Origin of the sequence: Flavobacterium sp. ACN6, from assembly GCF_002304005.1 — a bacterium.
Lineage (GTDB): Bacteria > Bacteroidota > Bacteroidia > Flavobacteriales > Flavobacteriaceae > Flavobacterium.
This window is the reverse complement of the sequence record NZ_MRCQ01000010.1, coordinates 168216-184602: the sequence shown is the minus strand read 5'-3', so window position 1 is coordinate 184602 and position 16387 is coordinate 168216. Positions and strand designations below refer to the sequence as shown.

Genomic DNA, 16387 nt, shown 5'->3' with positions numbered 1-16387 from the left:
CAAAATGGTCGACTAAAAAATCAGGAAGCATAAATTTTAAAAGCTCTATAGGATCCATCTTAAATTCTTATAGCGCAAATCTCTTATTTTATTTTGACATTTCCTCCCCAAGATTTGTTCTTGATCCTTTTTATTCTACATTTATTATAATCATATTTTTGGATCATCTACAAAAAGTATTTTAGTACTTTCTTCGAACTGCTTTTTTTATGACTTTATAATTTTCAGCTTATTTCTACCATTTTAAGTACAGAAATAATTCTGAATTTATCGAAAAAATAGTTGCATTATCTTTTTTATGAAATGCTTTATAATATTATGTATATTTATCTGCGCATATCGTTGTAAATGAATAAGATATGTAAAAATGAAACAGCTTAATTTGTAGGTGTAATTAACGGTTTGAAACCGAACCAATAATGTAATCTCTGAAAAGAAGAAGTTTTGTTTCAGTTGCGCCTATGTCTCCGATTTTTTCTTGATACACAAGATGGTTAGAGCCCCAACGTTTTAGGTAATTTAATAGGTATTGCTATTGATGAGTCTGTCAAAAAGCTAAAATTTTAAAGTGATACAAAGTAGAATCTTAACATGGTAAAAAAATGAGAAAATTTATTCTTCTGGCTTCCGTAGCTTTTGCGAGCGGTATCCTTTTTGTAAACATATTCAATTCAATAGTAAATGCTGTTGCTTATGAAAGTAATATTCCTGATTCAATAATTGCTACGAGGCAGTTTTTTAAAACGGTAAATCCAGGTACTTTTTTTCAAATATTTTCTCCAGCTACTCAAGTATTGGCTTTGTTAGCACTTATAATATATTGGAAAAAAGTTCCAGTGTCGAGATCATATCTAGGAATTGCTTTTTTATTTTATTTGGCGGCTGATATATTTACTTTTATCTATTTTCACCCAAGAAACGATATTATGTTTCTTTCCGAACCTTTGCCAGATACACAAATTTTAAAAAGATTAGCATCTGAATGGAGTTCGATGAACTGGGTTAGATCACTTGTGGTTTTTATGGGACTAGTTTTCTCATTTGTCGGTGTTGATAAAATATATACTTTTAGAAATCCGATTCGATAAAAAAATAGTTTATAAAGTTGTTTGTTTTTAAATTATTGATTTTCAGTATTTTTTAATTGTAATATTCTTTTAACTCAAAAGCATATTTTTCTTGATCCCATTTTAGCTCGTTAACTAAAAAGTATCTGTGGTAAAAGCCGATTAATACAACAATTTTTTTATCTGGATATTTATTTTTCCATTTTAGGATATTGGCGGTTACGGTTCGATTTCTCAGTTCCTCGAAATAACAATACCTTTTGTATAATTCTTTTAATGAAATGGAATCTTTTGATGCAGTGTTTAATTTTGCAAATTCCTTATTTTCATCTACAATTTCTTTTAATTTTTGATATTGATAAAATTGTCTTTCTTTAACTAAATTGTCTGTAGAGATTGAATTGAGTTCTTTTAAGGAATTATTGTCTAATTCATTTAAAGAATTTGATAATTCAATAAATCTATTCCATATTTTTTTATGTTTTTCGGATAGAATGTTAAGGGAATCGAGAACATTTATTTCATTTAAAACTATATCTGGATTTTGAATTCCATTTTGAATTCGGTAATTATTTCTTCCTTCAAATTCTATTGGTCTAAATAAAGTGTTTTTATGGGTGTTTCTATATTTTACAACGGCATTCCATTCATTTTCATTATACGTTTTTTTAAAAGTATAATCTGAATTAAAATTTGTCATATCTGATTCCATGAGGATAATATCCGGTTTAAGATTTTCTAGAACCGAATAAATGGTGTCACTATTTATTTGTTTTATTGGGAAATGCACCGTTCCAATAATTATCAATTCTGATTTCTTTTTGTTTGTATTAATCTGGGCGTTGCAAAGCAGGAAGGTTAGGCAAAACGAAATAAATAAAATTTTTTTCATGAAAATGTGTTTTAAATTTTATGTGCTTTTTTGGAATGAAATTCTTTTCTGGTGATATGTATAAGTAAGCTATTTATATATTTTGTTACATTATAAGCGCTGCAAAATGGTTTGTATCCAATAACTTTTTTAATTTGGGTAATTGCAGCTTGTAAATCTTATTACAAAAAACAATAGTATCAGTTTACTGTTGTATTTTTAGTAAACTTCTTATAGGGTCGAAAGTATTAAAGTATCAAACGAGTTCTACAAGAGTTAAAGTTTAAGAAGCTTTTTGCTGTTCAAAACATTTTGAACAAAAAAAAACTCCACTATTTTGTGAAGTTTTCTTGTTTAATAAGATATCGAGCTGACATTAATTAAAAAAATCAATTAATAAAAGCCGAATTAAATTCTTTATCTATCCATGCTAGACGCTGTTGTTTTTCCCATTTGCAATCTGAAATCTGGTCTTTTAGAATTGAATGTATCAACAAATGTTTCTTTAGTATCTGTTTGAGAAGAAACATTCGAAAACATGCTGTTGCTGTACCAGCGCGCTAATTCTTCGTTGTTGCTGTTGTTATTCTCTGTAAGGACATTTCCAGTACACAAATTAAAGTACATTTCTTCAAATTTGATCTTTTTAAGATTGTTTGTATTAACTTCTGTATTTGCATCTAATAATACCGCAGGATTAAATCCAGAGATCACACTTCTTTTTAACTCCAGAGAAGTATTTTGAGCAATATAAACAGCTTCTTTAATCAAACCTGACTGGATGTCTGCTTTAATGTTTTCACTGTCATTGAGCATTGTAATATTAGAAGCTGTAACAAAAGTCTCTTTTTTAGTAAAATCGGTGTCGTTTTTATTTTCGTATAATTTTACTTCTATAGAGCGTGATCCGTCTTTGTTACTTGAGAGATAAGAAGATCTTACAGCTAATGAATTATACAAACGACATTGAACTCCCTGTGTGAATTTATAATCGTCATTGATTGATTTATAAGAAACAAATTTGGCAGCATTTACATCGCCCCCATAAAAAGCAAATGAGTTTCCTGCAGAATAACTCACCATGATATTCTCTAAAATAGTCTGGCTGCCGACACCTGCAATTGTTAAGCCGTTGAATGTTCCAGCACCTTTAACAATTTTTCCTGCAAATTCGATTCTCACATACCTTAAAATACCAGAGTTTGATGTAGTATTATCGCCTCCATAAGTAGTAAGCGCGGGATCAAGATCTAAATTGTACGAACCAACATTTCCAAGTTTATTAATGGGAGCTTCTCCTAAAACTACAATGCCGCCCCAGTCTCCAGCTTTTTTCTGGCTGCGGTTAGACGTAAATACAATTGGGTCGGTTTCTAAACCGTCTGCCATAATTTTGGCACCTTTTGTAACAACCAATGTTCCCTTTGTTTGAAAGTCGCCAAGAATTAAAGTTCCAGGCTCAATCGTTAAAACGGCATTGTTTGTAACATAAACGTTTCCTTGCAGGATATAAACATTTCTTTTAAGGAGTTTTGTATCAGAAGAAATGTTTCCTACTAAAATCTGATTAGCTTCTCCATATTCAACTTTCTGAGGTTTAAATTCTGACCAGTTATTTAACCAGTTTGTATAGCCGATAATTCCTTTTTCCTGCTGTGCATTTATGCTTGTGATAATGAAAAATGCGCAGATTAGTTGTGTAATTTTTTTCATGACTTGGGGGATTATAGTTATGATTATTTTCAGGCTGTGCCGCGACACTGCTAAAAAAAGTATTATTTAAATGATTCTATTTTTATTAATCAAGTATCTCACGTTAATCTTAGAGAAAGATACTAAATAACATTTTAGAATTGGTGTATTGGATGTATTTTTTTGTAGATCTACTAAAGCCTATTTGTATGTTTTCTTTTTTTTTGAAAATATAACAGAATGACTATAGAAATTTCTGAATTAAAAAAGGCCGTTGAATTAGAAAAGCTGGTAGAGATGCAGATAGTTATGGCGCTGAATTTGGTAAGTTGTTGCAATGCCGTATATCAGCTGGGTTTTAAAAATCTTAAAATTTTCTGATTTAGCAATGTAAGGTGTCCGTAGTGCACTTTTTTCAGTAACAGTCGCGCGGTGTTTGATCTTCTTCTTGGGTGTAAGCGGAACATCAAGGTCGTCAAGATTATTATCTTTTAATGTAAAAGACGATGAAAATGAAGTTGTATTAAAAGTAGTCAAATCTTGCGCAATCGGGTATGATGCAGACCCTGTCGAATATTTATGTGATGCTCCTCTGCTGCTTGAAAAAGCAGACAGGAATACTAAAATAAAAGCTATTAACTTCAATTGTTTCATCAGCAGACAAGGGGGATTGTAAATTTTCTGAAAAAGACAGTTTTTGATACGCCTCAAATATAATGATTTTAGACAGTAAAAATTGTTAAAATTTAAAAAAATGGTTTTCCTTCTTTAGTATTTATAAGGTTATTGTTCTCTTAATAATACAAATTAGCCCAAAAGTAAATTTGTTTGTTTAATAATTGGTAAAAATGTTTAAACAAAATTGTACCTTTAACAATAGTATATCAAATTCTTACGGTCAATAGTAAGGTGAGTAGAATTGTATTAGTTTTAAATTCTATAAAAAAGCATTACTGATCAACTCAAAAACTGTTTAGAACTTTAACATCGGAACAAATGAAAAAAATTGTCATTATTGGAGGAAGCAAAGGAATTGGCAGTGCGATTTTACTGCAGCAGCTCGAGCATAATTTAGTGTACAATATAAGCCGTACTGCTCCAGATATTTCACATCCTAACCTGGTTCATTTTAAAGCTGATGTACTGCATGATCCTCTGCCTGAAATAGAAAGTATTGATACCTTAATTTATTGCCCGGGATCTATAAACCTAAAGCCTATTTTAAGCTTAAATGTTGAAGATTTCAGGAATGATTTTGAAATTAATGTTATTGGTGCGGTAAAAGTAATTCAGAATTATCTGCCGATTTTAAAGCAGGGAGACGATCCTTCGATTGTTCTTTTCAGTAGTGTTGCTGCAAAATTAGGAATGCCTTTTCATGCTAGTATAGCTGCTTCAAAGTGTGCAGTCGAAGGTTTAGTAAAATCGCTGGGCGCTGAACTGGCCTCAGTAGTTCGCATCAATGCAATAGCTCCGACAATTACCGAAACTTCATTGTCGGCTTCCATTCTCGGAAATGAACGTATGAAAGAAAACATGATCGAGCGTCATCCCATAAAAAACTATTTAAAGCCTCAGGAAGTTGCACAAATGGCAGATTTTCTTATTTCTGATAAAGCAGCCTCAATATCCGGACAAGTTTTTCAGCTTGATTATGGGCTGGTGAGTTTTAAATTATAATGAAAAGTCTATGAAAATTCTTTTAACAGGTGCAACAGGTTATATAGGAAAGAGGCTCCTGCCAATGCTTATCCATCAAGGGCATGATGTCGTGTGCTGTGTACGGGATAAAAATAGGTTTTACTACCCTGAAAATTTGGAGAAAAAAATAGAAGTAATTGAAGTTGATTTCCTAGATGCACAAAGTGTGGAAAACATACCCTGCGATATTGATGCTGCATATTACCTAATTCATTCCATGTCTGGTTCTGCTGCTAATTATGACGAACTCGAAAGTATGGCAGCACATTATTTCGTCGACAGAATGAATAAAACAAATGCAAAGCAGATTATTTACCTGAGCGGGATTGTAAATGATAATTCATTATCGAAACATCTAACTTCAAGAAAAGCGGTAGAAGATATTTTAAACACAGGAATTATTCCGACGACAACTTTAAGAGCTGGAATTATTGTGGGATCTGGAAGTGCTTCATTTGAGATCATACGAGATTTGGTAGACAAACTTCCAGTTATGATTACGCCAAAATGGCTCAATACCAAATGCCAGCCTATTGCAATTGCCGATGTGCTGGAGTTTTTAATCCGATCGCTGCTTAATCCAAAAACCTACAGTCAAAGTTTTGATATAGGCGGACCAGATATACTAACCTATAAAGAGATGCTGCAAGGTTTTGCCAAAGCAAAAAATCTTAAAAGATATATTTTTACTGTGCCGGTAATGACCCCGAAACTCTCTTCTTACTGGCTGTATTTTGTAACTTCTACTTCTTTTAAACTTGCTTCGGCTTTGGTCAGCAGTATGAAAGTGGAAGTAATTTGCAGTGATAACCGCATAAATACTCTATTAGGCGTAGAACCAATCAGCTACGAGCAGGCACTTAAAAGGGCTTTGATAAAAATAAATGAAGATGCAGTGGTTTCGAGCTGGAAAGATTCTCAGATCAGCGGGCAGTTTAAGGGTAATGTTGCGAGATATCTCAAAGTTCCAAAAAAAGACTGTTTTATCGACCGAAGAAAAAGAGAAATTATAAATAGGGAATATACCATTGAAAGAATTTGGGCAATTGGCGGTCAAACGGGCTGGTATTACGCAGACTGGCTTTGGGATATTCGTGGATTTATAGATAAAGTTTTTGGAGGCGTCGGCACTAGAAGAGGACGGACTCATAAAAAAGAAATACATGCAGGTGATGTTTTGGATTTCTGGCGGGTGGTATATGCTGGTAAGGCAGAAGGAAAACTTATTTTATATGCCGAAATGAAACTGCCTGGTGAAGCTTGGCTGGAATTTAAGATCATTAATAATACTTTGTACCAGGCCGCTACTTTTAAGCCTAGAGGAATATTGGGCAAGTTATATTGGTACTCTGTACTGCCTTTTCATGGTTTTATATTCAATGGGATGATTAATAAGTTGATTTTGTAATGGAAGTCAGAAATTCATACGGCGGAAGAAAGAAGATAAAGTGAAAGTGTAATTATATTTTTTTTTGTAAATTAACAACTCGGTTGTAAGATTATAGTTTAATTTTTAAGTTTTCTGAAGTTTTATTATTATCTTTTTTGAACTATTATTGATTGTTTTACCTGTGTTATTAATATATCAGCTTATAAATAAAATGTATTTGCTGTATTAATTGTATAAAATGTTCCGATATCTGATATTAAATTACACAGCAGCCTTGGCCAGAGAGGAGGGAATCCTGAATAAAGCCAGAATAAAATTATTTACGATAATATTAATTTTATTTATTTTCCAGCGTATCATTTCACTTTGCTTACTCATTGGTGAGGCGGAGAGTTTTTATATTTGGCGAAGTGCTTTAGTATTGGCATTTTTAACGATAACACTTATTTTACTGCTCTTTGGGGTTTCATGGAGAATACTCGGACATTTCTACATATTTACTATTAGTTTTATTATTTGGTCTGCCATTGTAACTTTAAGGCAGGGTGTAAATTTGGTGACACTGCAGTACATTTTGGTTATTATCTCCGTTGCTTATTATATTTTAGGAACTCGCTGGGGAATTATTTATTCTCTTTTAAATATACTTCCGATAACAGCTATGGTGTTTTTAACGGATTACACAGGGATTGATTTCATGCAGGTCAATCAGCACTTAAATATCAAAACTTTCAACTTCTTATTTGTCTATAATTTTTTTAGTCTGCTCTTTGTTCATTATTATTTTTTTAATGCTTTTAAAAGAACTAACCAAAGAGAGAGGCTGCTTAGTCTAAGTCTTAAGCAATCACTAAAAGATGCTCAGGATATTGCATCGGCCAAAACGAATTTTCTTTCCACAATGTCTCATGAGCTGCGTACTCCTTTAAATGCTGTTGTAGGAATGGCAGAAATGCTGTTAATGGATGACTTGAAACCCGGACAAAAAGAAAACCTTGAAGTACTGCGGTTCTCTGCAGAAAATCTAATGTTTATTATCAATGATATTTTAGATTTTAATAAAATAGATGCTGATAAAGTAGTTTTGGAAAAGGATCCATTTCGATTGGATCTGCTGCTGCAGAATATTTACAAATCATTTATTCCAGAAACGACAGCTAAAATGATCGAGTTTAATTTTAAATGCGATCCCGAACTTGAAAATATAAAATTATTAGGAGATAAAGACAGGCTTTCGCAAATCTTATTTAATATAGTGGGAAATGCAGTTAAATTTACGGCTAAAGGCAGTGTTAAGATGGAAACAGTAATTTCTCGAAGAAATGAAGAGAAGATTACGGTTTTATTTATCGTTGAGGATACTGGTATAGGTATTTCGCCCGAACAGCAAAGTCAGATCCTTGATCCTTATGTGCAGAAAAGCCGAAAATCAAACAGACAGTTTTATGGTACAGGTTTAGGACTTACTATTGCCAGCAGATTAATTAATCTTAAAGGCGGCAATTTGAAAATTCTAAGCAGTGAAGGGCAGGGAACGCAATTGAGTTTCTCGTTAACTTTTAAAGAGATCAAAAAACCTGAGTTTATTAATGTTGCTGCTGAATCTTCCACTGAAAAAGAAATCGGTTCATTGCGGGTTTTAGTGGCAGAAGACAATGCAATAAATATTCTGGTTATTAAAAAACTGCTTAATAAGTGGGATATTGAACCTGTTATAGCCAATAATGGAAAAGAAGCTTTAGATGCTGTTATTTCTAATGATTACGATGTTGTACTGATGGATATAAACATGCCGTTGATGGACGGCTTCGAGGCATCAAAAATGATAAGAAGTCTTCCTAATAAAAGAAAAGCATCGATTCCCATTATAGCATTAACGGCATCAGTTAATTTTAGTATTGAAGAGCATGTAGGATATGAGTATTTAAATGATTACATCCTAAAACCTTTTTCTGCTGCCTTGCTAAAAGATAAATTGGATAAAGTAAAGAATTCCAATAATTAAAATCCACTACACTAATTTTTTTCCTCAATTAAACCTTTTTATAATAGAAGCAGCTTATTCGAGCGAATATGTCTATGCTTTTGATTGATAAATCCATCTTAAACAACAGTAATAACTATAATTTTATTTTCAGTTCTACATCCCATTATTTAGTTCTGAATTTAATAAATAAGATTGTTAATTAGTAATACATTTTTTTGTTAGGTTTATTTGATAGGGAGATTAATTAGTATTTAATCTCCCTTTTTTTATCAGGCTGAATAAATTAACACAATTAATAAATACATGATTTATATGAAAAGTGAGAATTTTAAAATTAAAAAACACCATTCTTTAAAATTGGCTGTATCCGTTTTTACGCTGTTATTTTTTTGTGCGTTTAAAGGATATTCTAAAAACGATGAAAAAACAAAAAGCGCATTTGAAGCAATAGAAAGATTAATAGGAAATCGTGCCAGCGAGTTTGAATTAAGTATTATTGAAAACAAAGACAATAAAAAATCAGATTGGTTTGAAATTGAAACAACAAACAATCGAGTAAAAATAACGGGTTCAAACAACACTGCAATTTGTTATGCCGCTTATAATTTTCTAAGAGATATAAGTGCTGTTTTAGTAAGTTGGGAAGGAAATAGAGTTGCTTTACCCAAAACTTGGCCTAAATATTCAAAGAAAGTAAATACGCCATTTGAATACAGGGAATATTTAAATGCCTGTACTTTTGGCTACACAACTCCATGGTGGGATTGGAAACGCTGGGAACAGGAAATCGATTGGATGGCTATGCACGGAATCAATCTTCCAACCGCGATGGAAGGACAGGAAGCAGTTTGGCAGGAGTTATGGAAAGAATATGGTTTGACTAACACTCAATTAGAATCGCATTTTGCAGGACCAGCTTTTTTGCCATGGCAGCGTATGGGAAATATCAATAGTCTTGAAGGGCCTTTGCCACAAGAATGGTTTACTAAAAAAGAGGAGCTTCAAAAGAAAATATTGGAACGTATGAGAGCTTTAGATATGCATCCTGTTGTACCGGCATTTAGCGGTTATGTTCCTAAAGCTTTCGCAGAAAAACATCCAGAAGCTAAAATAACCGAATTGAAGTCGTGGTCGGGAGGTGGTTTTGCAAGTACTTTTCTATTAGATTCCAAAGATCCTTTATTTAAAAAAATAGGAAAACGCTTTATTGAAATTTACACTAAAATGTACGGGAAGTCCAATTTCTATCTGGCTGATTCTTTTAACGAGATTGAGCCTCCAGTTTCGGAACATAATAAATATGAAGAACTTTCAAATTACGGAAGTGCGATTTATGAAACTATTAATGAAGCAGCACCGGGTGCAGTTTGGGTTATGCAGGGATGGCTTTTTGGAGATAATAAAGAATTCTGGACAAAAGAAGCTACAAGCGCATTTTTAAGTAAAGTACCAAATGATAGATTGATGGTTCAGGATTATGCCAACGACAGATATAAAGTATGGGAAAATCAAGAAGCTTTTTATGGCAAACAATGGACGTACGGTTATGTACATAATTATGGGGGATCGAATCCTGTATATGGAGATTTGAATTTCTATAAAAATGAATTAACTAGTTTACTAAAAAATCCGAATAGAGGAAATGTGGTGGGCTACGGCGCAATGCCAGAAGGTTTAAATAATAATTCAATTGTTTACGAATATATTTATGATCTGCCTTGGAGTAAAGGAGAACAGCCTATAAACGACTGGCTGACCAAATATTTAAATGCGAGATACGGACAAACAACTTCAAAATCTGTTTTTCAGGCATGGGAATTATTGTTAGAATCAGTTTATAATGTCAAGTACTGGGAAACACGCTGGTGGAATGATAGGGCTGGAGCGTATTTGTTATTTAAACGTCCGACTGCATCAATTACAGAGTTTAAAGGAAATCCTGGAGATAAGAAAAAACTAAAAGAAGCTTTGGATATTTTAACCAAAGAAGCCAAAAAATTTGATAATAAGAATTTCATTCATTACGATTTAATAGATGCTTCAAGACATTATTATTCACTTTGTATTGATGAAGATTTGATGGAATGTGTAAAAGCCTATCAACAAAAAGATATTTCAAAGGGAGATCAGCTCTTTAAAAAGATAGAAAGACAAGCTTTGGATATTGATAAAATGATGTCGGCACAGCCATTAAATAGTCTGGATCAATGGGTAAAATCGGCTTCAGATTATGGCAGTTCTGCTGCAGTGTCTGATTTATACGTAAAAAATGCCAAAACGCTAATTACGCTTTGGGGCGGAGAAGGTCATTTAAATGATTATGCTTCTAGATCTTGGCAGGGAATGTATAAAGGATTTTACTGGCCGAGATGGAAAATGTTTTTAGAAGCGCTAAAGAAATCTACCGTAAATAATACTCCTTTTGATGAAACCAAAGAAAGAGAATTAATTAAAAATTGGGAAATCAAATGGTCAGAAAATAAATAAAAAAATTACTTAGAGCGTAATTTATACGTATGTAAATAAAATATAACTTCAACTTTTAACTATTACCTTAAACTCTACTAAATATATGACCTGAAATTTTTACGAAATCGATTAATTAATAAGTTTTTGACTATATAATTTTAGAAATAAAACTTTGAAAAGCCTTACCACTATTGACTTTAAAGAAATTATCCATGTTTATGAATAACTTGTCCATTTGTTAACATTTCTTTACCATTAATTTCGTCAATACTATTTAACCAATTAACCAATATTACAATGGAAAAACTTAAACTTTTATTATTAGCCTTCTTCTTTGGCTTCTCAATTAATACCTGGGCACAAAAAACAGAAGTGTCTGGTGTAGTATTAGATGACAAAGGCATTCCTCTGCCAGCCGCCAACGTACTTGAAAAAGGTACAACGAATACTGTAACAACAGATTTTGATGGGAAATTTAAAATTTCTGTTTCAAACAAAAACACAACACTTGTATTTTCTTTTATTGGATTTGAGGATCAGCCTGTAAAATTAGACGGGACAAAAACAAATTATTCTATTAAATTACAATCTACAACCACCAACTTAGAGCAAGTTGTAGTAGTAGGTTATGGAAAAGGATCTCGTAAAAACCTGACGACCGCTGTAACTTCTGTTAAGGCAGAAGATTTGAACAGAGGAGCAATTAGTGATGTTGGACAGCTTTTGCAGGGTAAAGTTTCTGGTTTAAACATTTCATCCAGCGGCGACCCTACAAAAACGGCATCTGTAGTTTTGCGTGGAGCCTCGACATTAAATAGTTCTCAAGGTCCGTTTTATGTAATTGATGGAATTCCAGGAGTAGATATCTCCGTAATTTCACCAGATGATATTGCGACAATAGACGTACTTAAAGATGCCGCTGCAACGGCAATTTATGGTAACCGTGCTGCCAATGGAGTTATCATGGTAACAACAAAAAAAGGAAGTAAGGGCAGAACGCAGATTGCTTACAATGGTTATGCGGGCTGGGAAGAAGTTTCAAATAATCTGGACATGATGAACGCCGATCAGCTGAGAGACTTTACCACTAGAAATAATTTGAACTTTACTCCAGAAAATGATAAAGGAGCGAATACAAACTGGCAAAAAGCAATTTTAAGATCAGGACGTGCTGCGTCAAGCAGTCATAACTTGTCTATGAGCGGCGGCGGCGATCATGGAAACTACACTGCAAGTATTACTTCTCTTAATAAAGAAGGGGTAATGTTAAAAAGTGACTTTTCTCGTATCATTGCACGTTTATCTGTTGAACAATTTGCTTTTGATGATAAGGTTAAATTTGGTTTAAATGTTACTAATTCTAGTACAAAATATAAAAATGTACCACAGCGAAATACAGCTCTTTTGCAGGCAGCTAGTTATCTTCCTGTTTCTCCTGTAAGAAATGATGATGGAAGTTTTTATGAAAACTTTACCAGCCCAGGATACTTTAATCCAGTAGCTTTAATTGAACATGGAACTGATGAAACTAAAACAGATAACCTTGTAGGTAACCTTACTGCAGAAGTTAAACTTCCGTTTGGTTTTACGTATAATTTGAATTTAGCGCACCAAAGATTAACATCTGCTCACGGTGAATTTTATGATAGTTATTACTCACAATACAATAGTGCCAACTTTTACAACAACCCAGATCCACCTTTGACAAAAACATTGGTTAATTTTGGTGTAAATGGTTCTGCATTGAGAAATTCTTACGAAACCAGAAATAATATTATTGAAAGTTTCCTTACTTGGGATAAAGCAATAGGAGAACATAAAATAAAAGCTGTAGCAGGTTACTCCTGGCAGGAAAATACATTGGGAGACGGTTTTCAGGCTACAACAACAAACTTTCCTGTAGACAATGTTGGGTATAATAACTTAGCTTTAAGTAATTATACTTCAGTTAATGGTTATGTAGTGAATTTTGGAGATAGTAAAGCGTATCAAAAAACGCGTTTAATAGCTTATTTTGGACGTGTTAATTACAATTACAAAGACAAATATCTTTTACAAGGATCAATCAGAAGAGATGGCGGGTCTATGTTTGGAGCAAATAACCAATGGGGATATTTTCCTTCTGTAGGTGGTGCTTGGAGAGTTGACAAAGAAAGCTTCATGCAGAATCAGAACTTTTTTAGTGATTTAAAATTCCGTGGAAGCTGGGGTGTAACAGGAAATTCATCTGGATTTAATGCTTACACAGCTCAGTTTATTTCTGGAAGTTTAGGGACTTTCTATTATAACGGACAGCAAATTGGAGCTTATGGACCAAACCAAGCAGCAAACCCTGATTTGAAATGGGAAAAAACAGCTACAGCAAATATTGGAGTTGATTTCTCTATCTTAAAAGGAAAAGTAACTGGATCTGTTGATGTCTATGACAAAAAAACAACAGATATGATCTTTAATTACAATGTGAATCCTGTACTTGTACCAGTAGGATCAATTGTAGCAAATGGAGGAACAATGTCTAATAAAGGTATTGAGGTTAGTTTAAGTACAACTCCAATAAAAACGGCAGATTTCAGCTGGACAACTAATTTAAATTTGGCTCATAACAAAAATGAGATCGTAAAATTAACTAGTCCATTCTTTGTTGGAGGAGATTCGATTCGTCGCGTACAGCCAGATGGAGGCGGACAAACAGGAAGTACTTTACAAATTTTTAAAGAAGGAAAACCTCTAGGGCAGTTCTTTACCTTAAAATATGCAGGAAAAAATGCTGATGGAGTTTCACAATATTATGATAAAGATGGTGATTTAACTACAACACCTTTAAATGGAGTTGATTACCATTATGTAGGAAGTGCACAGCCAAAATTATTAGTAGGATGGGCAAATAACTTTCAATACAAAAAATTTGATTTAAGTATTTTCTTCAGAGGAGTTTTTGGTAATAAAATTTTCAATGCAACTCGTGCCGATTTATTCAGGCCAAGTACAGCAATGACCAATAATATCTTAGTAGACGCAGGTAATGAGTCACCAAATGACTTAAACTCTTATAAATATTCGTCTCGATTTATAGAAGACGGAAGTTATGTAAGATTAGACAACATGACTTTGGGGTATAATTTTGGAAAAGTAGGCAGGTATATTAGCAGTGTACGTATTTATCAGACCATAAATAACGTATTTGTAATTACCAAGTACACAGGAATTGATCCAGAAGTTGAACAAGGAGGAACTGCTCCAGGAGTAGATTCTAATAATTTCTATCCAAAAACCAGAACATATATGTTTGGTGTGAATGTGATCTTCTAAAAATTAAATGCTAAAAATTATGAAAAATATTTTAAAATATATAGGGTTTCCAGTACTTATGGCTGGTTTAATCTGGTCTTGTGATGATCTAGAAGTGCCTATTACAACACAATTGACGCCTGAAGTTTTTCCACAAAATCCAACACAATACATTCAAACTACAGGTCCAGTTTATGCTGCTTTCAGAGGAGAGTTTTCATTTGCCTGGTGGTGGTCGCAGTCTTTATCTACAGACGAAGCTATTCTGCCTGCACGAGGAGGTAACTGGTTTGACAATAGAAACTATATCGCGATGCATTATCACGATTGGAATGCAGATAATGGTATCATAGGAAGTCTTTGGGACTGGTCGTCTAAAGTTATCGGAACAAGCAATCAGGCAATTTCTATTTTAAGACAAACAATGCCAGAAGGTGCAGATAAAAAAACGTTGATTTCTGAGTTGAAAACCATGCGTGCTATTTCCTATTATATGTTAATGGACAGCTATGGAGATGTGCCTTTGGATACTTTATATGGAGATTTTACTTCTCATGCCAAAACGCCTAGAAGAGAAGTTTTCAATTTTATTGAGAGCGAATTAAAAAGCGCTGTTCCTAACTTGAATCCTGCTGCAGGAGTTACAACTTACGGACGACCAAACAGACAGACAGCTAATGCAATGTTAGCCAAATTGTATTTGAATGCAGAAATATATACAGGAACACAACGCTACAATGATTGTATAGCAGCCTGCGATCAGGTAATTAACTCTGGTTTGTATGCTGTTGAACCAAGAGCAACTTATCTTCAAATGTTTTATCCGAATAACGGGCCGCAAATGAAAGAATTCATTTTTGCAATTCCTTATGATCCAGCAGCAGTTACCGTTGGTTTCAACGGACAAATGTATCACGCCCGTTATGATGTACCGCGTTCAGAAAGAGCCAAATTCGGTCTTTCTTATACGCCGAGTGCACCAAGAAGTACGCTGCCTGAATTTTATGCTTACTTTAATGATCCAAATGATATTCGTAATAGACAATGGCTTACAGGTCTTCAGTTTATGAATGATGGTGTTACTCCGGTAATGGTTACTACAACCAAAAAAGGATACGATCAATTCTATACAGGATCAGATGGTAGTGCACCGTATACCTATCAGGTAAATTTAACGCCAAATATCATACCTCGCCAAAGTGTACCATTATTTGATCTTGGAAATGATGAAATTGCTTGGAACATGGGATACAGAAATATTAAATTTTATCCAGATGCAACTTCAACAAATCGTAATCAAAACAACGACGTTCCTTTCTTGCGTTATTCCGATGTACTTTTAATGAAAGCCGAATCAATTCTTCGTGGCGGCGGTGTAACATTAGGACAAAGTGCAGAAGCATTAGTAAATTTGGTTCGTTCGAATCGTACAACTTCAGCAGCATTAAGCGGTGTAACTTTAGAAGAATTGTATGCAGAAAGAAGCCGTGAATTTGCTCAGGAAGCTTGGCATAGAAACGATATGATTCGTTTTGGAAAATATGAAGGACAATGGGGTTACAAAACCAATACAGATTTATATCGACGCGTTTTCCCAATTCCAACTACAGCAATGGTTTTAAACCCAGCTCTGACACAGAATGATGGTTATTAAAAATAAGATTAGTTAAGTACGCATTTATAACCCAATTTTAATTTTGAAAGGAGAAGAGCGTCAAAATTCTTCTCCTTTTTTACTAAAAGAAAACTGATTTGTTCAGTTGCTCGTGATAATCAGTTTAGTTTTATTTTTTGAATGAAGACAAAGCTTAATCGAATGCAGTTTCGGAAAATCAACGAAAGATTAAGCTTTGTAACATTCATTGAACTTATGTTTTGAGAATACATTATAATCCCATAATTCTCAGGTAAATCCTGATAAA

The 16387-nt window shown here is 33.5% G+C and carries 10 protein-coding genes; 7 read left to right on the top strand and 3 right to left on the bottom strand.

Annotation, left to right across the window (positions count from 1 at the left end; genetic code table 11):
• Window positions 1–602: 602 nt before the first annotated feature.
• Complete coding sequence (locus BSF42_RS16270) at window positions 603–1088, top strand: DUF1772 domain-containing protein (RefSeq protein ID WP_095954145.1); 486 nt, start codon at window positions 603–605, stop codon at window positions 1086–1088.
• Window positions 1089–1140: 52 nt separating this feature from the next.
• Here BSF42_RS16270 and BSF42_RS16265 read toward each other — a convergent pair whose 3' ends face one another.
• From BSF42_RS16265 to BSF42_RS22355, 3 genes are all read right to left on the bottom strand, one after another.
• On the bottom strand, window positions 1141–1959 hold the full coding sequence (locus BSF42_RS16265) for a hypothetical protein (RefSeq protein WP_095954144.1): 819 nt from the start codon (window positions 1957–1959) through the stop codon (window positions 1141–1143).
• A gap of 396 nt (window positions 1960–2355) precedes the next feature.
• The gene (locus BSF42_RS16260; protein ID WP_095954143.1) at window positions 2356–3651 is read right to left on the bottom strand and encodes a hypothetical protein; all 1296 of its coding nucleotides are present in this window, start codon (window positions 3649–3651) and stop codon (window positions 2356–2358) included.
• Between the two features lie 258 nt (window positions 3652–3909).
• Window positions 3910–4341 (bottom strand): hypothetical protein, encoded by a 432-nt coding sequence (locus BSF42_RS22355; protein WP_141248469.1) that lies wholly within the window; start codon window positions 4339–4341, stop codon window positions 3910–3912.
• A 258-nt stretch (window positions 4342–4599) separates the two neighbouring features.
• On the opposite strand from BSF42_RS22355, the gene BSF42_RS16250 reads away from it, so the two are divergent.
• The 6 genes from BSF42_RS16250 (at window position 4600) to BSF42_RS16225 (ending at window position 16119) form a co-directional block, all read left to right on the top strand.
• Window positions 4600–5310, top strand: a complete 711-nt coding sequence (locus BSF42_RS16250) for an SDR family NAD(P)-dependent oxidoreductase (protein ID WP_256385386.1) — start codon at window positions 4600–4602, stop codon at window positions 5308–5310.
• A 10-nt stretch (window positions 5311–5320) separates the two neighbouring features.
• Window positions 5321–6739 carry an SDR family oxidoreductase gene (locus BSF42_RS16245; protein WP_095954140.1) on the top strand — a complete coding sequence of 473 codons (1419 nt, stop codon included), beginning with the start codon at window positions 5321–5323 and terminating at the stop codon, window positions 6737–6739.
• 220 nt (window positions 6740–6959) lie between these two features.
• Window positions 6960–8726 (top strand): ATP-binding protein, encoded by a 1767-nt coding sequence (locus BSF42_RS16240; protein ID WP_095954139.1) that lies wholly within the window; start codon window positions 6960–6962, stop codon window positions 8724–8726.
• A gap of 294 nt (window positions 8727–9020) precedes the next feature.
• Window positions 9021–11195: an alpha-N-acetylglucosaminidase gene (locus tag BSF42_RS16235; protein WP_095954152.1), complete on the top strand. Its 2175-nt coding sequence runs from the start codon at window positions 9021–9023 to the stop codon at window positions 11193–11195.
• A 279-nt stretch (window positions 11196–11474) separates the two neighbouring features.
• The gene (locus tag BSF42_RS16230) at window positions 11475–14486 is read left to right on the top strand and encodes a TonB-dependent receptor (RefSeq protein ID WP_095954138.1); all 3012 of its coding nucleotides are present in this window, start codon (window positions 11475–11477) and stop codon (window positions 14484–14486) included.
• Between the two features lie 19 nt (window positions 14487–14505).
• A complete protein-coding gene (locus BSF42_RS16225; RefSeq protein WP_095954151.1) occupies window positions 14506–16119 on the top strand; it encodes a RagB/SusD family nutrient uptake outer membrane protein in 1614 nt (537 codons plus the stop codon).
• Window positions 16120–16387: the final 268 nt, after the last annotated feature.